Source organism: Stappia sp. BW2, from assembly GCF_008107695.1.
In the GTDB taxonomy this organism is placed as follows: Bacteria; Pseudomonadota; Alphaproteobacteria; order Rhizobiales; family Stappiaceae; genus Roseibium.
This window is the reverse complement of record NZ_VIRG01000066.1, coordinates 1,249,417-1,271,671: the sequence shown is the minus strand read 5'-3', so window position 1 is coordinate 1,271,671 and position 22,255 is coordinate 1,249,417. Positions and strand designations below refer to the sequence as shown.

The following is a 22,255-nucleotide window of genomic DNA, read 5'->3' as shown; positions in this document are numbered from 1 at the left end:
ATGCAAAATTAAAAATGAGAAATGCATAATTCAATTTACCGCCGAAATTTGATGGCGCATCAGCAAGGGAGAGAACTGAATGTCTCGAAAAGCCGGCCGACATTTTCTGCAGATTCCGGGGCCAAGTGCCGTGCCTGACAGGATCCTTCGGGCCATCTCCGCACAGACCATCGACCACCGGGGTCCTGATTTCGCTCAGGTCGGACTGGATGCGCTCAGCGGCATGAAATCGATCTTCAAGACAACCCAGGACGTTTTCATTTTTCCCGCGTCCGGGACCGGTGCCTGGGAGGCGGCGCTGGTCAACACACTGTCGGAGGGCGACCGGGTTCTGATGTATGAGACCGGCCACTTCGCAACGCTCTGGATGAAGATGGCGACCCGTTTCGGCCTCAAGCCGGAATTCATCGAAGGCGACTGGCGCGGCGGGGCTGATCCGGACAGGATCGAGCAGCGGCTCCGAGCAGATACCGCCCACGAGATCAAGGCGGTCTGCGTCGTTCATAACGAAACGTCGACCGGTTCCGTCTCGCCGGTGGCGGCTGTCCGCCATGCCATCGATGCAGCCGGACATCCGGCACTGCTGATGGTCGACACCATTTCGGGCCTGGCCTCCATAGACTTCCGTTTTGATGACTGGGGTGTCGATGTTGCTGTGTCCGGCTCGCAGAAGGGACTGATGCTGCCGCCGGGGCTTTCGTTCAATGCTGCCAGTGAGAAAGCGATGGATGTCGCCAAGACCGGAGGCATGCGCAGATCCTACTGGGACTGGCACGACATGAAGGCCTTGAACGCGACCGGATACTTTCCCTACACGCCCGCAACCAACCTGCTTTACGGCCTGAACGAAGCCATCCGCATGTTGCATGAGGAAGGTCTCGACAACGTCTTTGCCCGCCATCAGCGGCATGGGGCGGCGACCCGCGCCGCGGTGCGCGCCTGGGGGCTGGAAGTGCTTTGCAAGCAGCAAGGCCAGGAAAGCGGTGTGTTGACGGCAGTGATGATGCCGGACGGGCATAGCGCGGATGCCTTCCGCGCCACCGCTCTCGCCAACTTCGATATCTCGCTCGGAAACGGCCTGTCGAAAGTCGCGGATCGGGTGTTCCGCATCGGGCACCTGGGCGATTTCAACGATCTGATGCTGATCGGCACCTTGTCCGGCGTCGAACTTGGCCTGCGCAAGGCAGGCGTGCCCCACCGCTCGGGAGGCGTGGAGGTGGCCATGCAGTTTCTGGACGCTGCCGGGCAGGAACAGGAGGCCTCGCAGGTCGCATGACGTGACGCTGTCTTCAGGGCAGCCATGAAGTCCGGGCGGGAAACGCTGCCCGGACAGGAGGAGCCAGGCCGGGGTTTCCGGCCGAAACTTAGGGAGGTTTGAAATGTTTCCAATTCAGTCCATGCGTGCGGCCTTGATGGTGGCCGCAGTCGGATCCGTGCTTGCGGCAATGCCCGCCCGGGCCGATGACTATCCATCGCGCACGGTCGAGGCGATCCACCAGTTTGGTCCGGGGGGCGGGACAGACCGCTTCATCCGTGCCATCGGCGACCCATTCCAGACTATCACCGGCCAGACGCTGGTGCCGATTTCGGTACAGGGCGGCGGCGGCGTGCCGGCGGCCGTCACCTTCATGCAGCGCCCGAGCGACGGCTACAATCTGATGGCGGTTGGTCCGGAACAGGTGATCAATCATGTCCTTGGCCGGATGAACATCGATGAACTTCAGCCAATTGCCCGGATCCAGTATGACCAGGGCCTTTTCCTTGTCTCCAAGGACAGCCCGTTCAAGTCCGTTGAGGACCTGATCAAGACAGCGCGCGAAAAGCCGGGTTCGCTCAAGGTTGCCGTCACCGGCACCGCGGGCTTCGATGATGCGCTGGTCGGTCTCTGGAACCTCAAGAGCGGCGCGGAACTGACCACGGTGCCGTTCTCCGCGTCCGAAATGGTGTCCAACACGCTCGGTGGCCACGTCGACCTCATGTACGAGGAATACGGTCCGGCACGCGGTCTGATCGAATCCGGAGACCTTCGGCCGCTCGTGCTTTTCTCCGAATTCCGCCTGCCGGTGCTCGGTGACGTTCCAACCGCGGCTGAACTCGGCTTTGATGTCACCCTTGGCCGGTGGCGTGGTTTTGCCATGCATGCGTCCGACGACGAAGCCAATGCCAACGCCATGTTCAGCATTCTCGACCAGGCAGCGGCCTCGCAAAGCTACAAGACCATCGAAAAGGAAAGCGGTCTCCAGTTCCGCTCCAAGATACTCGGGCCGAAGCAGTTCAAGGAGTTCATGCAGCACGAGGTCGAGATCTACACCGACATCCTCAAACAGCTCGGTTACGTCGACTAGACCAAACGCGATGACCGGTTCCGGAGATGTTCGGGACCGGTTGTTTGCAACTGGCCTTGGGAGGGGTCTGACATGCGTTCCAAAATAACGGAAATGGTCGTTGTATTCGCCATTCTGGTCGCGGCGGTAGCGATGTGGTTCGTTGCCGACAAATTTCCGAACTCGATGAAATACGCCAGGATCGATTCAGACTTCTGGCCGAAGCTGGTGTGCGGTGCGCTTGCGGTGGTGTCGTTTCTGCAGTTGCTGCAACAGGCGGTCGGTCTGCGCGCAAGCCTGCAGTCGGCCTCCGCAGGTACCCGATCATCCGTGGACCCGGCATATGTGGCGCGTCTTGTTCTGATAGGTGGCCTGATCCTGGCCTACTTCTTCGCCTTGCAGTGGCTCGGTTTCGTCATCGCGACCTTGCTGTTTCTGTGGGCGGCATCCTTTGCCACCCCCTACAGCAACCTGACTGCGAAACTGCTTTTTTCGCCCTTGTTTACGTTTGGTCTGTGCCTGTTCTTCACGCGTGGGCTGTCACTGCCGCTGCCGCGCGGGCAGGGCATCTTCTACGACCTCAGCCTGCTGCTTTACTAGGACGCAGTCCCCGGAAGAAATCGGCCGCAGACTGAAAAGTCTCCCGATTTCAGCGTGTTGGAGCATCGTTTCTGTATTCAGCAGAATGCAGCCTGCTCCGAGCAGACCCATAAACGGAGCTTTCCGAAAATGCTGGACTCTTACCTGTCCGCGCTCGGCTACATGGCCAGCAACCCTTTCACGTTCCTGCTCATCATCTTCAGTGTTGTGTGGGGCATCGCATTCGGTTCCATCCCCGGCCTGACGGGGATCGTCGGCGTCGCGCTGCTCATCCCCTTCACGTTCGCCTTCGATCCGATCGAAGGTCTGCTGTTGCTGGGCGGGGTCTATGTCGGCTCGACGTTCGGTGGATCCATTTCCGCCATCTTGTTCAATACGCCAGGGTCACCCGAAGCGGCCTGTACCGCGCTAGATGGGTATCCGATGGCCCGCAAGGGGCAGGCGGGCAAGGCGCTGGGCATCGCGCTGGCGGCATCGGCCATCGGCGGGATCTTCGGCACTGTGGTGCTGATGGTCGCAGCGCCGCCACTGGCCAGACTGGCGCTAGAATTCGGCCCGCCGGAATATTTCGCGCTCGCCGTCCTCGGCATCACGGCCATTGCGTCCATAGGCAACGGTTCGGTGTTGAAAGCGCTCATGGCCGGACTGCTCGGGCTGGGGGTTGCCACCATCGGTCTCGATCCCCTGACGGGGATGCCCCGGTTCACCTTTGGCAGCATGATGCTTCTGACCGGCGTCGGCTTCGTGCCGGCAATCATCGGCATCTTCGCACTCGCCGAGGTTCTGCAGCGTTTCGGTGAAGGCCCGCAGAAAGGCTATGTGATCGATGATGTTTCGACGGAACTGCCGACCATTGGCGAATTCATCCAGACCCGGATCACCTTGCTCCGGTCTTCCGTCATCGGCACGGTCATTGGCGCGTTGCCTGGTGTGGGGGCAACAACGGCAGCCTTCATCGCCTATTCGGAAGCCTCGCGCTGGTCCAGGCATCCGGAAAAATTCGGCACTGGCGTTCCGGAAGGCATCGCGGCGCCGGAGTCTGCCAACAATGCGGCAGTCGGCGGATCGATGATCCCGCTGCTGGCTCTCGGTATCCCCGGTAGCGCCACCACGGCGGTGATGATCGGCGGTCTGACGATCCACGGCATCATTCCCGGACCGCAGCTTATGCAGACCAATTCCGATCTGGTCTATTCTGTGTTCATCGGCATGATGCTGGCGAACCTTCTGATGCTGCTTGTCGGCGTGCGCATGGCACGTTATTTCGCCCTCGTCCTGAAGGCGCCCTATGCCCTTGTTGGCCCCGCCATCGTGGTTCTGTGCATGACAGGTGTCTATGCGCTCCAGAATAACGTGGTCGATCTCGCAGTCATGCTGGTGTTTGGGGTCGTCGGTTTCGCCATGCGCCGGTTCGGCTTTCCCGTTGCCAGTTTCATCATCGGTCTTGTGCTTGGCCCGATCGCCGAACTTAGCCTGCGGCAGGGACTGATGCTGAGCGATTACGATGTCACCGCCTTTGTGACCCGCCCCATCGCCGGAACGTTGCTGCTCTTCAGTGCCGCGTCGTTGGTTTATGGCCTTGTAGGCCAGTTCCTGCGCGCACGCCGCAAACTGAACGGTGACACGGGCCCGGACACGTCCGAAGAAGCAAAGGCCTAGGCATTTCATTGCCAGCCGGGCTCATATCGTCCCGTCTGGCACGACATCAAGCGGACGGGCTCTTCATTGGTCCCCATCATTGCAGGGCTCGGAACTGTCAGGAGCGGGAAGGGCGGGAAAGATCCCGCCCCAACATGGTCTAGGCTGCCAGGTCAAACAGCAGGAATTCCGCATTTTCACTGGCCGTCAGCGAGACCTCGCCGGGCTCCAGCAGGCCAAGACCGTCACCGGCGGCAAGCGGCTGATCGTTGACGCTGAGCTTGCCCTTCACCAGTTGCAGCCAGACCTTTCGGCCGGGGCGAATGTCGAACGCGAGGCTACGGTCGGCAGACAGCAGCGATGCATAAAGGTCGACATCCTGGTGGATGGTGACGGCCCCCTCCCGCCCGTCGCGTGAGCCGATCAGGCGCAGGGCGTCACGGCGACCGTCTTCCGGAAAGGCTTTCTGCTCGTAGCTCGGTGCAAGGCCTTCGGCTTCAGGCACGATCCAGATCTGCAGGAAGTGGACCGCATCGGTGTCCGAGTGATTGTACTCGCTATGTCGGACGCCGGTGCCGGCGCTCATGCGCTGAAGTTCGCCAGGCCGGATCACCGAGCCGGTGCCAAGCGAATCCTTGTGTTCCAGACCACCGGAAACGACGTAGGAGATGATCTCCATGTTTTGGTGCGGGTGTGTCGGGAAGCCGGCGCTGGGGGCGACACGGTCCTCGTTGATCACCCGCAAGGCGCCGAAGCCGAGATGCTTCGGGTCGAAGTACGAGCCGAACGAGAAAGAGTGTTTGCTTTTCAGCCAGCCGAAATCGGCATCGCCCCTGGCATCCGACGGACGCAGTATCTGGGTCATGGTTCAATCCTTTCTCAATGACTGGCACGAAGAGATCCGTGCACTGTTGAGCTTTAGATTGCCATTGGAGAGTGGTTTTACAATTCAGCCGAAATTGGACAATTAGTCATCGATTCTTGAACAATGATCTATTGAACCGCCTTTGGCGCTTCAGCGCGCATGCGGTTGCGGTCCGCGATCGTTTTAGACCGGCCACCGTTCACGGTGACCGGCTTTCCAGCAGGGTCGAACGCGGCTTTGAACGTGAAGGCTGCCGGTGAGGGGCCCGTGTCACCCAGATGTTCAAAACGCTCGATCGCTTCCACCCAATCCGGCTGGTGGCCTTCCGGCACCCACCAGAGCGCGTAGGCAGGGTAGGCGTGGTCTTCACGCATGAAGTCGGGGCCCTTTTTCAGGATCTCAGCGTGCGGCCCGCGATAGACGGCCGCCAGCGCGGATTCCAGGTCTTGCCAAAGCGATATGGTGGAAGGCGCCCAGCCATCGCCATTGTCCTGCCAGTATTTGGGAAACACCTGCTCGCCCCAACTGTCCGGCCCCGGCTCGTCGTCGTAGCCGGACCGGGCGACAAAACCTTCGGCCCGCTCCATTGCTGCCCACACAAGTGGTTCGGCCTGATGGAAGGGCTCCACAACCGGATGCTCGGCCCGCGTGCGGAATTGGCCGAATGTGTAGAGCGCAAGCCAGTGACCGCTCATGTTTCCTCGCTACCGAATGAATTCGGGTCGAGATTGGCCGCAAATCGTGCGAGCCGCAAGATCCTCCTGTGGTTGCTGGTCAGATAGTCCACGGATGCGACTGGAAAAATTCGCCTAGCTGGTCTAAGCGCTGGGAGACGATTTTGGCGGCCGGCACAGGGCGGTCGCCGGCAACGAGGATAATCGCGTGGAAGATCTTAGCCTTTTCTCCCTTGGCATGCTGGCTGTTGCGCTGCTTGGAACCGGGCTTGTGGCTGGCATCATCGCCGGTCTGCTGGGTGTCGGCGGCGGCATCGTCATCGTGCCGGTGCTGTATTACATGTTCACCGCGCTGAAGATCGACCCGTCCGTCCTCATGCATGTGGCCGTTGGAACATCGCTTGCAACCATTCTGGCGACCGGCACATCTTCGGCACGCGCCCATTACAAACGCGGCAGCGTCGACATGGATCTCCTGAAACGCTGGTGGTGGGCGATTGCCCTCGGTGTGCTGGCAGGGGGAACGCTTGCGGGAAACATTTCCGGCGGCGCACTGACACTGGTGTTCGGGGTCGTTGCGCTGGCGGTGTCGGCCAACATGTTGTTCCGCAAGGCTGAGTCACATCTGGCCGACAAGCTGCCCGGATCGCCGATCAAGGAAGTGCTGGGCTTCCTGATTGGCGGGATCTCCGTGATGATGGGCATCGGCGGCGGCACGCTCGGCGTACCGACGCTGACACTGTTCAATTACCCGATCCGCAAGGCCGTTGGCACCGCTGCCGCCATCGGTCTCATCATCGCTGTGCCCGGCACCTTGCTGTCGATCTTTTTCGGCTGGGGAGAGGCGGGCCGCCCGCCGTTCTCGCTCGGGTATGTCAACCTTATCGGCTTCTTCCTGATCATTCCGGCCAGCACCCTGGCCGCGCCGCTCGGCGCCAAGATCGCCCATGCCATCGACCCGTCGAAGCTCAAGCTGGTGTTCGCGGTGTTCCTTGGGTTCACCGGTCTGCGCATGATTTACGGTGTCCTGTTTTGAAGATTGGTCAGTGCCGCCGAGAGGTTTCATTGGTTTTCAGGTGATTTATCAGCAATACTGACCTTCCTTCGCGGGGTCTTCCCGCCGCCTGAAACTCTTGGACAGACATGTTGAACAAAAATGTGACCCTCAGCCTGCAAGGCTGCGTTCGGGGCGCCACCATCTGCATTCCGGTTATGCCGGGCATCATTGCGGTTGGAATGGTTTTCGGAACGGTGGCCGCGCAAAAGGGCCTGACCTTTCTGGAGACCATATTGATCAACTCGCTGGTTTTTGCCGGAGCCAGCCAGTTCGTCGCGATGGAGGTCTACGGCGACCCGCTGACCCTTGGGCTCGTGGTGGCGATGATCGGGGTAACGGCGGCGGTCAACATGCGCATGGTGCTGATCGGCGCGAGCCTGCGGCCCTGGCTCGGCCAGGTGCCGGCCTGGCAGACATACCCGTCCCTGTTCGTGCTGACGGACCTCAACTGGTTGTTGGCGTTGTCGGAATACAACAAGGGCACACGTGACTGGGGTATCTATCTTGGCAGTGGTCTGCTCACCTGGGCACTCTGGTCGCTGTCCGTCATTCCGGGGTATTTCGCCGGCAGCCTGGTGTCGGACCCGAAAGTTTTCGGTCTGGATGTGGTTCTGCCGGCTTTCTTTGCCGCGCTGCTGGTTCCGCTCTGGAAAGGAAAGCGCCAGACGGTCAGCTGGTTGGTTGCAGGGGGCGTCGCCGCGCTGACCTGGTATCTGGTCGGTGGCTACTGGAGCATTTTCACCGGTGCCATCGCCGGTGCGTTCGCGGGGGCCTACCTGGATGACTGAGGGAGCGTTTACCGCCGATCCGATCTTCCTTCTGGCGGTGCTTGGCATGACCGCTGTCACCTACACGCTTCGGGCAGGTGGCTACTGGATCATGGGCAGGTTGCCGATCACACCACGGGTGCGCCGGGGCCTGGAGGCCTTGCCGGGAGCGATCATCGTTTCCACCATCCTGCCGATTGTGCTGAAGGGTGGGCTGGCTGTGGCGCTGTGCCTTGTCGTTGCCTCCATGGCGCAGGTGATATTGCGCAAGGAATATGTCGCCGTCTTTTGCGCTGCCGGCGCCGCTGCCGCCCTCAGGGCTGCCGGGCTATAAAGCCTCTAGCGGGTCAGGACACGCCGAGCCTGGTCTGCCGTTGCTTCAAGGTCACGTCCCGCATCGATCTCCGTCCAGGTCATCTTGCCGAGATCATAGCCAAGCTGGGTGTCGATAACGGTGGGCGTTGCGTCTGAGGCATCGTCCTCTCGCCCGGCAACACGGGATTTCAAAACGTTTTCGGGTGCCGAAAGCCACAGGCCACAGAACCCGCATTCGACCCTGGCTGCGATGCTTTCTATGCGGGTCCGTTCGCTTTCGGCGGCAAAAACCGCATCGAAAATCGCCGAATGTCCGGCGGCAAGAACGGACTGAATGGTGTCGTCCAGCGCGTGGTAGACCTTTTGTGAGGCTTCCTGGGTGTAGGCTTCCGCTGGTGCTTTTTCCGTTTCCGCGATACCCAGAAGACGCTTGCGCATCACATCCGTGCGCAGCACCCGTGCGCCCGGTGCGCGGCCAATGTCAGGGGCAATTTCATAGGCAAGCGTGGTCTTGCCGGTACCGGACAGTCCACCGACCGCGACCAGTTGCGGGCGTGAAGGATCCAGAAAGGCCAACGCATGGCGGAAATAGCCTTGAGCCTGGTCACGCTCCAGTTGTTTCTGGGTTGGGTCCGACTGGTTGAGAGCGGCGCTGGCCGCGATCTTGGCGCGGATCGCAGCGCGCATCATCAGGTAGAAGGGCAGGGCCGCCAGACCTTCCGAGTGGGCGTCCAGTCGGCTCTTGTCCAGATAGCGGTTGAACACACGGTTGGCCGCGCGCTGTTGACCGCGGTCCCACAGGTCCATCAGCAGAAAGGCGAGATCGTAGAGAACGTCGCCGGTGGCGATTGCATCTGAAAATTCAACCGCGTCGAAAAGGACGGGCTCGCCGTCGACCAGCACGATATTGCGAAGATGCGCATCGCCATGGCAACGGCGGACGAGCTCCTGGTCTCCGCGCTGCAGGATCAGCTCATGGAGCGCTGCCAGAACAGTGTGGGATGTTTCGGTCAGATGCCGGACGGATTCTGCGTCAAACAGATCAGGATGCTCGCGAAAGGCTTCGTCGTTCTGCTCAACGTAACTTGCAAGCTCGGAATAGAAGCCGCTGCCCTGACGCACGGGCGCGGTCTCGTGAGCGCTTACCATCATGTCGGCCAGCCGGTCGGACAGGCTGTCTGGAAGCGGGCCTTTTTCGGCGATGATGTCCAGTTCGTGCTGGCGTTCGAATCGGTTCATTTCAACCGCCCATTCGATGACTTCGCCTTTGCCGCCAAATGTCAGGCTGCCGTCCGCCTCTCGCGTGATCGCGAGCGCCTGCCGGTAGATCTGCGGCGCATTTGGCCGGTTGTAGGTGATTTCCGCCTTGCAGGCCTCTTCCCGCAAGGCCAGCGTCGAATAGTCGAGGAAGGGGAACTTGACCGACCGCTTGACCTTGTAGGCCTTGCCGCCTACCAGAAAGATGATGTTGGCATGTGTGTCGACCCGCTTTGTCTCGGGCCGTTGAGGATCGTCGGATGGTAGGCTGCTCAGGTAGGCAAGCGCCTCATTCTGGGTTTCGGCCTGATCCATCTTCCGTCCCTTTTGCTGACACACAAAACATGCCCCACTTGCACCCCGCCGGGTTTGATCCTTCTCAATGTGAGGTAACCCGGATGTGGCACAAATAAACCGGAATGTCAGTAAAGGAGGGCCCCATGAGCGACTATCCGTCTTTGAAAAGGATCAGGTTGAACCTGGCCAGAACACAGGAATTTCCGCAAGGTTCGGCGAACCACGGTTACGAATTCACCGCTCCGCTTGACGAGAGCGGCCATATCGACGCCGGCCTTTGGAAGAAGGAGCGCGACCATTGCCGTGTTCGGCGTTTCTGGGGCACCGAGGAAGAGGAAGTCGGGCATCTCATCCATCGCCCGGGCGGATCCTGGGCTTTCCATTACGACATTGATGGCGAGGATGACGACGAGGCGGGCTACCGTTTCGGCGCGCATGCCTTCAACCCGGGCGAATATGTTTCGATCAAGGACGAGGACGGTGAGATGCACACCTTCCAGGTGGTGACGGTTCAGCCGGTCTGAAATCAGCTTCCCATAATCAAGTGACAAAAAAGAATGGGGGCAGGGGCGCCGGGAAAACGGTGCCCCTTTTTCTTTGGCTGTTGTCATTCCGAATCGGCTCCCGGCCTTGCCTCACTTGTCCGGAATGGCGGCGCTGGAAATTTGGGAGGGGACATCCTTCCAGAACGGAATGACCCCATTGCCAATTAATCTGATTTTCGCCTCTAACGGGGTGGATTTTCATACGCTATAGAATGAACAGAACTTCTTTTTCGTAAGGACCCGGAACATGGACCAGAAGACCGGCGGCGAATTGTTGGTGGAGGCGCTGGAGCGTCACGGCGCAGAGCGTGTGTTCTGTGTGCCCGGCGAAAGTTATCTGGCCGTACTTGACGCGCTTTACGATGCCTCGATCCCGGTCACGGTCTGCCGCCAGGAAGGTGGCGCCGCCATGATGGCCGACGCCTGGGGCAAGCTGACCGGAAAACCGGGCATCTGCATGGTGACCCGAGGTCCAGGCGCTACCAATGCGTCGGCAGGTGTGCATGTGGCCGCGCAGGATTCAACGCCGATGATCCTGTTCATCGGCCAGATCGAACGCGGCATGCGCGAGCGTGAGGCCTTCCAGGAGGTGGACTACCGCCAGATGTTTGGTGGCATCGCCAAATGGGTGGCCGAGATCGATCACGCGGACCGCGTGCCGGAGTTCATTTCGCGTGCCTATCACGTTGCCACTTCCGGCCGTCCGGGCCCGGTCGTTCTGGCCCTGCCGGAAGACATGCTGGTTGAAAAAGCCGCTGCCGCGCAGCCGGCTGCGTGGACCCAGATCGAAACACATCCCGGCCTCACCCAGATGGCCGAACTGCAGAAGCGCCTTTGGGCGGCTGAGCGGCCGATCGCCATTCTGGGCGGCAGCCGCTGGTCGGAAGAGGCTGTCGCTGCCTTCACCCGCTTTGCCGAACGGTTCGATCTGCCGGTCGCCTGTTCGTTCCGCCGTCAGATGCTGTTCGACAATTTGCATCCGAATTACGCCGGCGATGTCGGCATCGGCATCAATCCGAAATTGCTGGCCCGGGTCAAAGCTTCGGACCTGATCCTGCTGGTCGGCGGCCGCTTGTCCGAAATGCCGAGCCAGTCCTATTCGCTGCTCGATATTCCCTCTCCCGCGCAGCAACTGGTGCATATTCATCCCGATGCGGAAGAACTCGGCCGGGTTTACCGACCGTCGCAGGCCATTCATGCCACCCCGACAGCCTTCTGCAAGGCGGCCGAAGGCCTTCAGCCGCCGGCAGAGCTGAAAGGCGCCGGCGAAGCGGCCAAGGCCCATCAGGACTATCTCGATTGGTCCGGAGCCCGGCCGCAGGTGCCCGGCAACCTCCAGATGTCAGGTGTCATGGACTGGCTGGAAGCAAATCTGCCGGAAGATACTGTCTGCACCAATGGCGCCGGCAATTACGCCACCTGGCTGCACCGTTTCCACCGCTTCCGCCGCTACGCCACCCAGGCAGCCCCGACGAGCGGTTCCATGGGCTACGGCTTGCCCGCCGCCGTTGCCGCCAAGCTTGCCTTTCCGGAGCGAGAAGTTGTCTGTTTTGCCGGCGACGGCTGCCTGCAGATGACCATGCAGGAATTCGGCACTGCCTGTCAGGGCGGCGCAAATATAATCGTTCTGGTGATCGACAACGGCATGTACGGCACCATCCGCATGCATCAGGAACGCACCTATCCGGGCCGTCCGTCGGCAACCAGACTGGTCAACCCGGATTTCGCGGCGCTTGCCCGCAGCTACGGCGCCTTCGGCGAGACCGTCGAAAGCACCGAGGCTTTTGGGCCCGCATACGAACGTGCCCGCAAAGCCGGCACACCTGCGCTCCTGCATCTGAAGCTCGATCCGGAAGCCATCACCCCGGCTGCAAGCCTCAGTCAGATCCGGGCCGCGGCGCAGGGCAAATAAAGATCCAGCCTCAAGCAGTCGTTCCGGTCTGTGACCTCAGGACACGGCCGGAACCTGCTGGACGGCAGACGAGTCTTCGGCCGAGCGCGGATTTCACGGAAATCAGCGAGACCAGCCACGCCTTCACCAGTGCGGCAACGGACTGTCACGCCCTGCCATTGGCTCTGCGCTGGATTGATTTGAAGACTAAGAAAATCAAGCGACGATTATCTTGTTTTTCCGATAGGTGCTCTTCGGACATGCCCCGTGGTCCGGCTTCGCAAGGCAGGCCATAGTTTGCGGCAACTGGTTTTGTTGAAAAAGAAGGTTGGCCGTGCCCCAGTCCAAGCCCCCGAGAACCTACTATGCGCCGACCGGCGGTCACCCCGGTCAGGAAACCCTCCTGACCGACCGGGCCGTCTTTACCGATGCCTATGCGGTCATCCCGAAAGGCACCATGCGTGACATCGTCACGAGCTGTCTGCCCTTTTGGGAGAAGACCCGCCTGTGGGTGCTGTCGCGGCCCCTGTCCGGCTTCGCTGAAACCTTCTCGCAATACATCGTCGAAGTGTCGCCGGGTGGTGGGTCCGACCGGCCGGAGACCGACCCGTCAGCCGAAGGTGTTCTTTTCGTTGTCGAGGGAGAGGCCGTCCTGACAGCCGAGGGCCAGCGCTACGACCTGAAGCCCGGAAGCTACGCTTTCCTGCCGCCTCAAACCGACTGGAGCCTGAAGAACACAAGCAGTGAGCCAGTACGGTTCCACTGGGTCCGCAAGTCGTTCGAGCCCGTGGAAGGTCTTGAGCGGCCGACGCTTTTCGTCACCCACGAAAACGATATAGAACCGCGCGCCATGCCCGGTACCGACGGCAAATGGGCAACGACCCGTTTTGTCGACCCGGAAGACGTGCGTCACGACATGCATGTTAACATCGTCACCTTTCAGCCGGGCGCGGTCATTCCCTTTGCCGAAACCCATGTGATGGAACACGGGCTTTATGTTCTGGAAGGCAAGGCGGTCTATCGCCTCAATCAGGACTGGGTCGAGGTCGAGGCCGGCGATTACATGTGGCTGCGCGCCTTCTGCCCGCAGGCCTGCTATGCCGGCGGTCCGGGCCCGTTTCGCTATCTGCTTTACAAGGACGTCAACCGCCACATGAAGCTGCAGCCGGCAGGCCGTTTCTAGGCGGGCGACCGGCTGTCATTCAGCGGCGCTGCGGAGCAAAGAGAAAAGCTTCTCCTTGCCACTCCCTCATCCTGAGGAAGACCGGCAGGTCCGTCTCGAAGGATGGGCCGCTTGTTCAGGAATGTGCCGCCCATCCTTCGAGACGCTGCTGTCGCAGCTCCTCAGGATGAGGGTGAAGGTGGAAGAGGCCGTCTCTTCGTAACGTCGAAAGTAGAGAACACGTTCTCATTTGACAGTCTTCCTTTGCGCCGAAGGGACTTCGCCGCCGAGGGCGGTGGTCAATGCGGCGGCTGCCGACTTCACCGCGTCGGCAATGGGGGCGATCCTTTCCGGGCTGACACGGCTGGTCGGGCCGGAGACGGAAAGCCCGGCGACAGCTTCTCCATAATGATTGAACACGGGCGCCGCGATGCAGCGCATGCCGAGGTTCTTCTCCTCCCCATCGATCGAAAACCCGCGCGCCCGGATCGCTTCCAGGTCAGCAGCCAGAAGATCCGCATCGCACAGCGTGTGCTCGGTGAAACGCTCCCGGTCGGTCTGCTTCAGGATGCGCTTGCATTGATCCTCGTCCATGAAGGCCAGCAGCGCCTTTCCGATGCCGGAGGCATGTAGCGGAGATAATGTGCCGGGCGGGAAGAACGCGCGAATGCTTTCGTGGGTTTCCACCTGGCTGACGAACAGCACCTGGTCTGCCTGTGCCACCCCCAGATTGGCCGTTTCCCCCGTCTGTTCCATCAGGGACCGCAGGATCGGACGGGCTCGCTCCACCAGACTGGTGCGCCTCAAAAATCGTGCGCCAATGATGAAGGCACCCGGGCCGATGTGCCAGAGCTGCTGCGCCTGGTCGAACTCCACCAGGCCGCGCGTCTCCAGCGTGAACAGGATGCGGTAGAGCGTTGCCGTGGATTCGCCGAGCTGCTCCGAAAGGGCGGACAGCGAAACGCCGGACTGGGTACTCAGATACTCGAACACAGCCATGGCCCGGTCGAGCGACTTGATGGTGTTCTGCTCGGTCTTGTCGTCCCAAGCCCGTGGCCGCCCCCGGGCCCGTCGTGTGGCGGCACTGTCGGATTTCTGGTTTGTCATCAGCTCATGTTCTCATGATTTGAAAAATCAATTCATCATATGAAAAATATAACATACTGACAATAATGATACTTTCCGTAAAATCCATTTTTGAAAAAATATTTTAAAAAAATTGCGAGCCTTTGCCCCTGCGCGGTACCGTTTCTCAAAATTCATAAGAGGAAACGGCCATGAGCTTCCAAAACCCTGTTTTCATTCCCGGCCCCACCAACATGCCGGAGGCGCTCCGCAGAGCCTGCGACATGCCGGCCTTGGACCACCGCTCACCGCTGTTCGGTGAGATCCTGCAGCCTGCGCTTGCCGGCGTCAAAAAGGTGCTGAAGACGGAACTCGCCGAGGTTTTCCTGTTTCCGTCGACCGGCACCGGCGGCTGGGAAACCGCCATCAGCAACACACTAAGCCGGGGCGACAAGATCCTGGCCGCCCGCAACGGCATGTTCAGCCATCGCTGGATCGACATGTGCCAGCGCCACGGTCTGAAGGTTGAGGTGGTCGAGGCACCCTGGGGCACGGGATTGCCTGCGGACTGCTACGAGGAAATCCTCACGGCGGACACAAACCACGAGATAAAGGCGGTTCTGGCAACGCACAACGAAACCGCGACCGGCGTCAAATCCGACATTGCCGCGGTGCGCCGCGCGCTGAATGCCGCAAAACATCCGGCCCTTTTGTTCGTCGACGGCGTCAGCTCGATCGCATCGATGGACTTTCGCATGGACGAATGGGGTGTTGATGCTGCCGTCACCGGCTCCCAGAAAGGCTTCATGCTGCCGCCGGGCCTCGCCATCATCGCCCTTTCGCCCAAAGCGCAGGCCGAGGTTGAAAGCGCCCGGCTACCGCGGACCTTCTTCGATGTGCGCGACATGATGAAGGCCTACGCGTCGAATGCCTATCCCTATACGCCGGCCGTCGGCCTGATGAACGGTCTGAAGCAGAGCTGCGACATGCTGCTGGCAGAAGGGCTTGAGAACGTCTTTGCGCGCCATCACCGCATTGCCGAAGGCGTACGTGCCGCAGTCAGGGCCTGGGGCCTTGAGCTTTGTGCCCGGACACCGGACGTCTATTCGGACTCTGTCAGCGCGATCCGCACACCAGAGGGCTTCAACGCCAACGACTTGGTCACCCACGCCGCCGCGAAATACGGCGTCGCCTTCGGTGTCGGCCTTGGAGAGGTTGCGGGCAAGGTGTTCCGCATCGGCCATCTGGGCAGCCTGACCGACGTCATGATGCTGTCGGGCCTCGCCACCGCGGAAATGGCCATGGCCGATCTCGGCCTCAACATCAAACTCGGCTCCGGTGTTGCCGCAGCCCAGGAAGTCTATCGCAGCGACATTGCCATTGCCTCAAAGGAAGCCGCATGAAAACCGACGCCCTGACTCAGTACATCCCAACGCTTGAGGACATGCTCGTCGCTCATGAGCGCATCAAGCCGTACATCCACCGCACGCCGGTTCTGACCTCATCGTTTCTGAACGAACTGACCGGCGCGGAGCTGTTCTTCAAATGCGAGAATTTCCAGAAGGCGGGCGCGTTCAAGGTGCGCGGTGCGTCCAATGCCGTCTTCGGTCTGGACCCTGAAACCGCGAAGGCCGGTGTCGCCACCCATTCCTCCGGCAACCACGCGCTTAGCCTATCCTATGCCGCAGGCCGGCGGGGGATTCCCTGCCATGTGGTCATGCCGCGAACGGCGCCACAGGCCAAGAAGGATGCGGTGCGCGGGTACGGTGGCATCATCACCGAGTGCGACCCCTCCACCTCCAGCCGCGAAGCGGTCTTTGCCGAGGTCGAAGCCCGAACTGGTGCGGAATTCGTTCACCCCTACAATGACCCGCGTGTTATCGCAGGGCAGGGCACCTGTTCCAAGGAATTGCTGGAACAGACCGACGGCCTCGACGTTGTGATAGCCCCGATTGGCGGCGGTGGCATGGTCTCCGGCACCTGCCTGACCCTGTCGAACCTGGCGCCCGAGGTAAAGATCTACGCCGCAGAACCGGAGCAGGCGGACGATGCCGCCCGCAGCTTCAAGGCCGGTCACATCATTGCCGATGATGCACCGAACACGGTCGCCGACGGATTGAAAGTGCCGCTCAAGGAGCTGACCTGGCACTTCGTCTCCCACCACGTCACAGACATCCTGACGGCGTCGGAACAGGAAATCATCGATGCCATGCGCCTGATCTGGGCGCGGATGAAGATTGTCATGGAACCTTCTTCCGCCGTGCCACTGGCAACCATCCTGAAGAACAGGGACGTCTTCGCGGGCAAACGCGTCGGCGTCATCATCACCGGTGGCAATGTCGATCTCGGCAAGCTGCCCTGGAGCATCCTGCGTTCTGAGGACCGCAGCTAGGATGCTCCATCGCTTTAAAAACGATCAATTTTTCAGCATTCGGATGAAATCCGAAAGCAGGTTGATCTGGAACGTCTGAGCCACTTGGAGAGGTACAAAATGAACGCACAAACCGGATTTGAAAAACTCGAAGTCGGCTATGACATTCCGGCCCTTCCGGGCATGGATGAGGCCGATATCCAGACGCCTTGCCTGGTGCTCGATCTCGATGCGTTGGAACGCAACATCAAGAAGATGGGCGACTACGCCAAGGCCCACGGCATGCGCCACCGGGTGCATGGAAAGATGCACAAGTCGGTGGATATCGCCAAGTTGCAGGAACGCCTCGGCGGTGCTGTTGGCGTGTGTTGTCAGAAAGTTTCGGAAGCCGAGGTCTTCGCCCGAGGTGGTATCAAGGACATCCTTGTCTCCAACCAGGTGCGCGACAAGGTCAAGATCGACCGGTTGGCCCGGCTGCCGAAATTCGGCTGCCGTACCATCGTCTGTGTCGACGATCTGGCTAACGTTGCCGACCTGTCGGAAGCTGCCGTCAAACACGGCACGACGTTGGAAGTCTTCATCGAGATTGATTGCGGCGCAGGGCGCTGCGGCGTGACCACGAGTGACGCCGTCGTCGAAATCGCCAAGGCCGTTGATGCGGCAAGCAATCTGAAGTTCACCGGTATCCAGGCCTATCAGGGCGCCATGCAGCACATCGACAGCTTTGAAGCCCGCAAGGAAAAGCTCGACATTGCCATTGCCATGGTCAAGGACGCTGTCGAGGCGCTGAAGAAGGAAGGCCTGGAGCCGGAGCTCGTTTCCGGCGGCGGCACGGGTTCCTATTATTTTGAATCCAATTCCGGCGTCTACAACGAGCTGCAATGCGGGTCCTACGCCTTCATGGATGCGGACTACGGCCGTATTCTCGATAAGGACGGTAAGCGCATTGACCAGGGTGAATGGGAAAACGCCTTCTTCATCCTGACCCAGGTCATGAGCCATGCGAAAGCCGACAAGGCGATCTGCGATGCGGGTCTGAAGGCACAGTCCGTCGACAGCGGCCTGCCGTTCATCTACGGCCGCAATGATGTCGACTATGTCAAATGCTCGGACGAACACGGCGTCATCGCCGACCCGAAGGGCGTCCTGAAGGTCGGCGAGAAGCTGAAGCTGGTGCCAGGCCACTGCGACCCGACGGCCAACGTCCACGACTGGTATGTCGGCGTGCGGGGCGGCAAGGTCGAGACGGTCTGGCCGGTCTCGGCGCGTGGCAAGGCTTATTGAGGGCCACCATCCGGAACTTCCCCATCGTCATCCCGGCCAGGCGCAGTGCGAGCCGGGATCGGAGAGCCTCATTGTCTTCGGGATTAACCTGATACATCCCGGCTCCCCGGTCCCGGATCTCCACTACGCTGCATCCGGGATGACGATGGAAGGGGAGGCGTTTGCAGCGCCTAGAACCAACCACATCCTCATCCTGAGGAGGACCTCAGGTCCGTCTCGAAGGATGGGCCAAATACTCCGAGCGAGCCGCCCATCCTTCGAGACGGCGCTTCGCACCTCCTCAGGATGAGGTCGGGGGTGAAGAAGATGTTTTGCTGGAGACACATATGATCATCGTTCCTGAAAAGGAAATCGCCGGCCTGATCGGCCGCCAGGAGTCCTTTGACGCTGTCGAAAGCGTCTTTGCCGCCATGGCGAGCGGAGCAGCTTATAATTTTCCGGTTATCCGTGAGGCCATCGGCCATGCCGACGCGCTTTATGGCTTTAAATCCGGCTTCGACAGATCGTCGCTGGCACTTGGCCTGAAGTCCGGCGGCTACTGGCCGGGCAACATGGCAAAGGGCCTGACCAATCACCAGTCGACGGTGTTCCTGTTGGATGCGGACACTGGCAAGGCAAAGGCTGTTGTCGGCGGCAATCTGCTGACCGCCCTGCGCACTGCGGCAGCGTCCGCGGTGTCCATAAAGCATCTGGCACGCAAGGACGCCAAGGTGCTCGGCATGATCGGGGCCGGCCATCAGTCGGCTTTTCAGATGCGAGCCGCTGCCGAACAGCGCACCTTCGAAAAGGTGCTCGGCTGGAACCTGCATCCGGAGATGCTGGTGCGCCTGGAGGAGACCGCGAACGAGCTTGGCCTGCCTTACGAATCCGTCGATCTGGCGAGGTTGGGTGCGGAAGCCGATGTGATCATCTCGATCACCTCCAGCTTCGATCCGATCCTGATGGAAGAGCACGTCACGCCGGGCACGCATATTGCCTGCATGGGGACGGATACCAAGGGCAAACAGGAGGCCGATGTTGCGCTTGTTGCCAAGGCAAAACTCTTCACGGATGAAGTTGCTCAGTCGGCGTCCATTGGCGAATGCCAGCATGCCGTGGCAAGCGGAATTGTCTCTGAGGACAATATAATTGAGATCGGCGCGGTCATTAATGGTAATCATCCGGGCAGGACCTCGCAGAGCGATATTACGCTTTTCGACGGGACTGGCGTCGGCCTTCAGGACCTTGCCGTGGCGTCTGCCGCGGTCGATCTGGCAATCCGGAAGGGCGTCGCGATCGAAGTGGATTTCTAGACGGACCGTAGACAATGCGGATTGTGATCAACGGGTTCGGCCGGATCGGTCGGACCCTCTTGCGTCAAGTGTTGAAACTTCCGGAAACGGAACGGATCGAGGTGGTGGGGATCAACGATATCGCACCGCTGGAAACCTGTGCCTATCTCTTCAAGTATGACAGCGTGTTCGGTCCCTGGCCGGGCGACGTGACAGCGGGCGAGGGCTCCTTGACCGTGGACGGTCGCGAGATCGCTTTCTCCGCTGAACCCGATCTCTCCCGCCTCGATCTTTCAAATGTCGACGTTGTGCTGGAATGCACCGGCAAGGCCGACACGCGCGAAATCGCCGAACGGGGCCTGAAGGCCGGTGCGGCCAATGTGCTGGTTTCCGGGCCTTCCAAGGCCGCCGACATCACCCTGGTGCTTGGCGCCAACGAAGATCAGCTTGGCGAGCACCGCATCGTTTCCAACGGCTCCTGCACCACCAACGCGCTGGCGCCTTTGCTGCGTGGCCTCGATGATGCCATCGGCATCAAGAGTGGGCACATGACCACCATCCACTGCTACACCGGCAGCCAGCCGATGGTGGATGCCCCGCGCGGACCACTGGAACGCAGCCGCGCAGGCGGCGTTTCCATGGTGCCGACCACCACCAGCGCTACCAAGCTGGTCGGCAAGGTGTTGCCGCAGCTTGAGGGCAAGATCAGCGGGGCCGCCGTCCGGGTGCCCGCGATCAGCGTGTCCGCCGTCGATCTGACGGTGACGCTGACACAGCCCGTAAAGGCTCCCTTCAATGACAAGCTGCTCGAGATCTTTTCCGGCAATCCGGTAATCGGCTTCGTGCAGGACCATGTGGTGTCCACAGACATGCGTGCGCGGCCGGAATCCCTCGTCATTCACCTGCCCGAAACGCTCGAGGCCAATGACCATCAGGTGCGTATCTTCGGCTGGTACGACAACGAATGGGGTTTCTCCGCCCGCATGATCGACATGGCACGGCTGATGGCGGAGCGGTAGGACGCGGAAGGGCCAACAACTCTCCCTCGACCGTCGTTCCGGATCAGTGCCTCAGCCTGAGCGTCGCGAACACCTCAGAAGACGAATTTGACGCGCTTTCAGCGCGAAATATGTCTGGATTCCGGATCTGCATCCGGCTGCGCCTCCCTTGTCCGGAATGACTGAGGGGGAAATTTCTAATGGCTGAAGCGCCTGAAATTCTTCCCGGCAACCCCCTCCATCGTCATCCCGGCCAAACGAAGTGCGAGCCGGGATCGGGGAGGCACAGGATTGGGGTTTTTTACGTTGCACATCGACAGACCTCGGCTTTTAGCTGCGCCGCGTCCGTTATGACGTGCAAGAGGTCACAAAAAAGGGCCGCTTGCGCGGCCCTTTCTCATGTTCTTGTGACACTTGCCCTTACGCGCCTTCTTCCTTCGGCAGGGATCCCTTGCCGTGACCGGACAGACCTCCGGAAACCTCCTCGGTGGATTCGTCGGAGAGTTCTTCCGGCAGCACCAGGTTGAGGACGATCGCGATCAGGGCTGCCGGCAGCAGGCCGCTGGTCAGAAGGATGCGCGCGGTGTCCGGCATGTGCTGGAGAGCGCCTGGCTCCAGTTGCAGGCCGAGACCGATGGACAGCGAGATGGCGAAGATCACCATGTTGCGCCGGTTCCAGTTGACGTCCGACAGCATCGAGATACCGGCGGCAACAACCATGCCGAACATCACGATGACACCGCCGCCGAGAACCTCGATCGGAACCGTGCGAATGACCGCGCCGACCTTCGGGATCAGGCCACAGACGATCAGGAAGATCGCGCCGATGGTCACCACATGACGGCTCATGACACCGGTCATGGCGATGAGGCCGACGTTCTGGCTGAAGGATGTGTTCGGGAAGCCGCCGAAGAAACCGGCGATGGCCGTGCCAAAACCGTCGGCGAAGGTCGCGCCGGCGATTTCCTTGTCGGTGGCTTCACGTCCTGCTCCGCCCTTGGTGATGCCGGAGACGTCGCCCACGGTTTCCACCGCCGAGACGAAGGCCATCAGACAAAAGCCGAGCACGGCTGCAAACGAGAATTCAAAGCCGTATTTGAACGGCTGCGGCAGGGCAAAGACGGCCGCACGGTCCCAGGAAGTGGAGACGGCTTCGAACGTCAGCATGCCGGTGGCCAGCGCGAAGATGTAACCGGCGATCAGGCCGATCAGAACCGCGGAGACCGACATCATGCCCTTGCCGAAGAACTTCAGCCCGAGCGTTACCACGATCACCAGCAGGGCCGCGGACCAGTTCAGCAGCGAACCGTATTCCGGTGTGCCGATGGCCGGAACACCGCCTGCGGCATACTGGATGCCGACCTGTACCAGAGCCAGACCGATCATGGTCACCACAAGGCCGGTGACCAGTGGGGGCAGGGCAAAGCGGATCTTGCCGATGATCAACCCCAGGCAGGCATGGAAGAAGCCGCCGATGATCACACCGCCGAACAGGGCCGCGAGACCGTCGACACCCTTGCCGGCAACGAGCGGGATCATGATCGGCAGGAAGGCGAAGGACGTGCCCTGAACGATGGGCAGCGCCGCACCGACCGGGCCGAGGGTGATCGTCTGCAATAGGGTCGCGACCCCGGCGAAGACCATGGACATCTGGATGAGATAAAGCAGTTCGGGAAAGTCGGGTGAATTGGACCCGAAGCCGAAGCCGGCTGCACCGGCCACGATGATGGCGGGTGTCACGTTGGAGACGAACATGGCCAGGACATGCTGGATGCCGAGCGGGATCGCCTTGTAGAGCGGTGGCGTGTAATTGGGATCCCGGAGCTGCGCCGGAGATCCGATCGACGAATTAGACATTTCTGCTCCTCTGAAGG

The 22,255-nt window shown here is 60.7% G+C and carries 20 protein-coding genes; 15 read left to right on the top strand and 5 right to left on the bottom strand.

Annotation, left to right across the window (positions count from 1 at the left end; translation table 11 throughout):
- Window positions 1-79: 79 nt before the first annotated feature.
- The 4 genes from FMN63_RS17295 (at window position 80) to FMN63_RS17280 (ending at window position 4,583) form a co-directional block, all read left to right on the top strand.
- A complete protein-coding gene (locus FMN63_RS17295; protein ID WP_148585342.1) occupies window positions 80-1,276 on the top strand; it encodes a pyridoxal-phosphate-dependent aminotransferase family protein in 1,197 nt (398 codons plus the stop codon).
- Window positions 1,277-1,379: 103 nt separating this feature from the next.
- Entirely contained in the window at window positions 1,380-2,345 is a 966-nt protein-coding gene (locus FMN63_RS17290) for a Bug family tripartite tricarboxylate transporter substrate binding protein (RefSeq protein WP_209001157.1), read from the top strand.
- A gap of 72 nt (window positions 2,346-2,417) precedes the next feature.
- Window positions 2,418-2,924 (top strand): tripartite tricarboxylate transporter TctB family protein, encoded by a 507-nt coding sequence (locus FMN63_RS17285; protein WP_148585341.1) that lies wholly within the window; start codon window positions 2,418-2,420, stop codon window positions 2,922-2,924.
- A 129-nt stretch (window positions 2,925-3,053) separates the two neighbouring features.
- Window positions 3,054-4,583 (top strand): tripartite tricarboxylate transporter permease, encoded by a 1,530-nt coding sequence (locus FMN63_RS17280; RefSeq protein WP_148585340.1) that lies wholly within the window; start codon window positions 3,054-3,056, stop codon window positions 4,581-4,583.
- 139 nt (window positions 4,584-4,722) lie between these two features.
- On the opposite strand, the gene FMN63_RS17275 is transcribed toward FMN63_RS17280, so the two are convergent.
- The gene (locus FMN63_RS17275; protein ID WP_148585339.1) at window positions 4,723-5,427 is read right to left on the bottom strand and encodes a pirin family protein; all 705 of its coding nucleotides are present in this window, start codon (window positions 5,425-5,427) and stop codon (window positions 4,723-4,725) included.
- Between the two features lie 128 nt (window positions 5,428-5,555).
- Window positions 5,556-6,122 (bottom strand): DUF3291 domain-containing protein, encoded by a 567-nt coding sequence (locus tag FMN63_RS17270; protein ID WP_148585338.1) that lies wholly within the window; start codon window positions 6,120-6,122, stop codon window positions 5,556-5,558.
- A gap of 187 nt (window positions 6,123-6,309) precedes the next feature.
- Between FMN63_RS17270 and FMN63_RS17265 the strand changes: the two genes are divergently transcribed.
- From FMN63_RS17265 to FMN63_RS17255, 3 genes are all read left to right on the top strand, one after another.
- Window positions 6,310-7,137 (top strand): sulfite exporter TauE/SafE family protein, encoded by an 828-nt coding sequence (locus tag FMN63_RS17265; RefSeq protein ID WP_148585337.1) that lies wholly within the window; start codon window positions 6,310-6,312, stop codon window positions 7,135-7,137.
- Window positions 7,138-7,244: 107 nt separating this feature from the next.
- A complete protein-coding gene (locus FMN63_RS17260; protein WP_148585336.1) occupies window positions 7,245-7,946 on the top strand; it encodes an AzlC family ABC transporter permease in 702 nt (233 codons plus the stop codon).
- A complete protein-coding gene (locus FMN63_RS17255; protein WP_148585335.1) occupies window positions 7,939-8,259 on the top strand; it encodes an AzlD family protein in 321 nt (106 codons plus the stop codon). Before FMN63_RS17260 ends, FMN63_RS17255 begins: the two co-directional genes overlap by 8 nt.
- Window positions 8,260-8,264: 5 nt before the next feature.
- Here the strand turns inward: FMN63_RS17255 and FMN63_RS17250 are convergent, their stop codons facing one another.
- Window positions 8,265-9,812 carry a bifunctional aminoglycoside phosphotransferase/ATP-binding protein gene (locus tag FMN63_RS17250; RefSeq protein WP_148585334.1) on the bottom strand — a complete coding sequence of 516 codons (1,548 nt, stop codon included), beginning with the start codon at window positions 9,810-9,812 and terminating at the stop codon, window positions 8,265-8,267.
- 125 nt (window positions 9,813-9,937) lie between these two features.
- Here FMN63_RS17250 and FMN63_RS17245 point away from each other — a divergent pair, with 125 nt between their 5' ends.
- The 3 genes from FMN63_RS17245 (at window position 9,938) to FMN63_RS17235 (ending at window position 13,413) form a co-directional block, all read left to right on the top strand.
- Window positions 9,938-10,318, top strand: coding sequence for a hypothetical protein (locus tag FMN63_RS17245; RefSeq protein ID WP_148585333.1), 381 nt, complete (start codon window positions 9,938-9,940; stop codon window positions 10,316-10,318).
- Between the two features lie 268 nt (window positions 10,319-10,586).
- Window positions 10,587-12,251 carry a thiamine pyrophosphate-binding protein gene (locus FMN63_RS17240; protein WP_148585332.1) on the top strand — a complete coding sequence of 555 codons (1,665 nt, stop codon included), beginning with the start codon at window positions 10,587-10,589 and terminating at the stop codon, window positions 12,249-12,251.
- Between the two features lie 313 nt (window positions 12,252-12,564).
- Complete coding sequence (locus FMN63_RS17235) at window positions 12,565-13,413, top strand: bifunctional allantoicase/(S)-ureidoglycine aminohydrolase (RefSeq protein ID WP_502706272.1); 849 nt, start codon at window positions 12,565-12,567, stop codon at window positions 13,411-13,413.
- 225 nt (window positions 13,414-13,638) lie between these two features.
- Here FMN63_RS17235 and bhcR read toward each other — a convergent pair whose 3' ends face one another.
- Entirely contained in the window at window positions 13,639-14,499 is an 861-nt protein-coding gene (gene bhcR, locus FMN63_RS17230; RefSeq protein ID WP_148585330.1) for an HTH-type transcriptional regulator BhcR, read from the bottom strand.
- Between the two features lie 170 nt (window positions 14,500-14,669).
- Here bhcR and bhcA point away from each other — a divergent pair, with 170 nt between their 5' ends.
- From bhcA to FMN63_RS17205, 5 genes are all read left to right on the top strand, one after another.
- On the top strand, window positions 14,670-15,860 hold the full coding sequence (gene bhcA / locus FMN63_RS17225; protein ID WP_148585329.1) for an L-aspartate--glyoxylate aminotransferase BhcA: 1,191 nt from the start codon (window positions 14,670-14,672) through the stop codon (window positions 15,858-15,860).
- On the top strand, window positions 15,857-16,849 hold the full coding sequence (gene bhcB / locus FMN63_RS17220; protein WP_162530060.1) for a beta-hydroxyaspartate dehydratase BhcB: 993 nt from the start codon (window positions 15,857-15,859) through the stop codon (window positions 16,847-16,849). Before bhcA ends, bhcB begins: the two co-directional genes overlap by 4 nt.
- A 99-nt stretch (window positions 16,850-16,948) precedes the next feature.
- Window positions 16,949-18,112, top strand: a complete 1,164-nt coding sequence (bhcC, locus tag FMN63_RS17215; RefSeq protein WP_148585328.1) for a 3-hydroxy-D-aspartate aldolase BhcC — start codon at window positions 16,949-16,951, stop codon at window positions 18,110-18,112.
- Window positions 18,113-18,438: 326 nt separating this feature from the next.
- Window positions 18,439-19,404: an iminosuccinate reductase BhcD gene (bhcD, locus tag FMN63_RS17210; RefSeq protein WP_148585327.1), complete on the top strand. Its 966-nt coding sequence runs from the start codon at window positions 18,439-18,441 to the stop codon at window positions 19,402-19,404.
- Between the two features lie 14 nt (window positions 19,405-19,418).
- Window positions 19,419-20,402, top strand: coding sequence for a type I glyceraldehyde-3-phosphate dehydrogenase (locus FMN63_RS17205; protein WP_148585326.1), 984 nt, complete (start codon window positions 19,419-19,421; stop codon window positions 20,400-20,402).
- 399 nt (window positions 20,403-20,801) lie between these two features.
- On the opposite strand, the gene FMN63_RS17200 is transcribed toward FMN63_RS17205, so the two are convergent.
- Window positions 20,802-22,238: a uracil-xanthine permease family protein gene (locus tag FMN63_RS17200; RefSeq protein ID WP_148585325.1), complete on the bottom strand. Its 1,437-nt coding sequence runs from the start codon at window positions 22,236-22,238 to the stop codon at window positions 20,802-20,804.
- Window positions 22,239-22,255: the final 17 nt, after the last annotated feature.

Excerpts from the sequence above, each read along its gene's own strand:
- FMN63_RS17280 (WP_148585340.1), top strand. The coding sequence starts at position 3,054 with ATGCTGGACTCTTACCTGTCCGCGCTCGGCTACATGGCCAGCAACCCT.
- FMN63_RS17295 (WP_148585342.1), top strand. The coding sequence starts at position 80 with ATGTCTCGAAAAGCCGGCCGACATTTTCTGCAGATTCCGGGGCCAAGT.
- bhcD (WP_148585327.1), top strand. The coding sequence starts at position 18,439 with ATGATCATCGTTCCTGAAAAGGAAATCGCCGGCCTGATCGGCCGCCAG.
- FMN63_RS17255 (WP_148585335.1), top strand. The coding sequence starts at position 7,939 with ATGACTGAGGGAGCGTTTACCGCCGATCCGATCTTCCTTCTGGCGGTG.
- bhcC (WP_148585328.1), top strand. The coding sequence starts at position 16,949 with ATGAACGCACAAACCGGATTTGAAAAACTCGAAGTCGGCTATGACATT.
- FMN63_RS17250 (WP_148585334.1), bottom strand. The coding sequence starts at position 9,812 with ATGGATCAGGCCGAAACCCAGAATGAGGCGCTTGCCTACCTGAGCAGC.
- FMN63_RS17260 (WP_148585336.1), top strand. The coding sequence starts at position 7,245 with ATGTTGAACAAAAATGTGACCCTCAGCCTGCAAGGCTGCGTTCGGGGC.
- FMN63_RS17205 (WP_148585326.1), top strand. The coding sequence starts at position 19,419 with ATGCGGATTGTGATCAACGGGTTCGGCCGGATCGGTCGGACCCTCTTG.
- FMN63_RS17200 (WP_148585325.1), bottom strand. The coding sequence starts at position 22,238 with ATGTCTAATTCGTCGATCGGATCTCCGGCGCAGCTCCGGGATCCCAAT.
- FMN63_RS17240 (WP_148585332.1), top strand. The coding sequence starts at position 10,587 with ATGGACCAGAAGACCGGCGGCGAATTGTTGGTGGAGGCGCTGGAGCGT.
- FMN63_RS17285 (WP_148585341.1), top strand. The coding sequence starts at position 2,418 with ATGCGTTCCAAAATAACGGAAATGGTCGTTGTATTCGCCATTCTGGTC.
- FMN63_RS17245 (WP_148585333.1), top strand. The coding sequence starts at position 9,938 with ATGAGCGACTATCCGTCTTTGAAAAGGATCAGGTTGAACCTGGCCAGA.
- FMN63_RS17270 (WP_148585338.1), bottom strand. The coding sequence starts at position 6,122 with ATGAGCGGTCACTGGCTTGCGCTCTACACATTCGGCCAATTCCGCACG.
- bhcA (WP_148585329.1), top strand. The coding sequence starts at position 14,670 with ATGAGCTTCCAAAACCCTGTTTTCATTCCCGGCCCCACCAACATGCCG.
- FMN63_RS17275 (WP_148585339.1), bottom strand. The coding sequence starts at position 5,427 with ATGACCCAGATACTGCGTCCGTCGGATGCCAGGGGCGATGCCGATTTC.
- bhcR (WP_148585330.1), bottom strand. The coding sequence starts at position 14,499 with ATGACAAACCAGAAATCCGACAGTGCCGCCACACGACGGGCCCGGGGG.
- bhcB (WP_162530060.1), top strand. The coding sequence starts at position 15,857 with ATGAAAACCGACGCCCTGACTCAGTACATCCCAACGCTTGAGGACATG.
- FMN63_RS17290 (WP_209001157.1), top strand. The coding sequence starts at position 1,380 with ATGTTTCCAATTCAGTCCATGCGTGCGGCCTTGATGGTGGCCGCAGTC.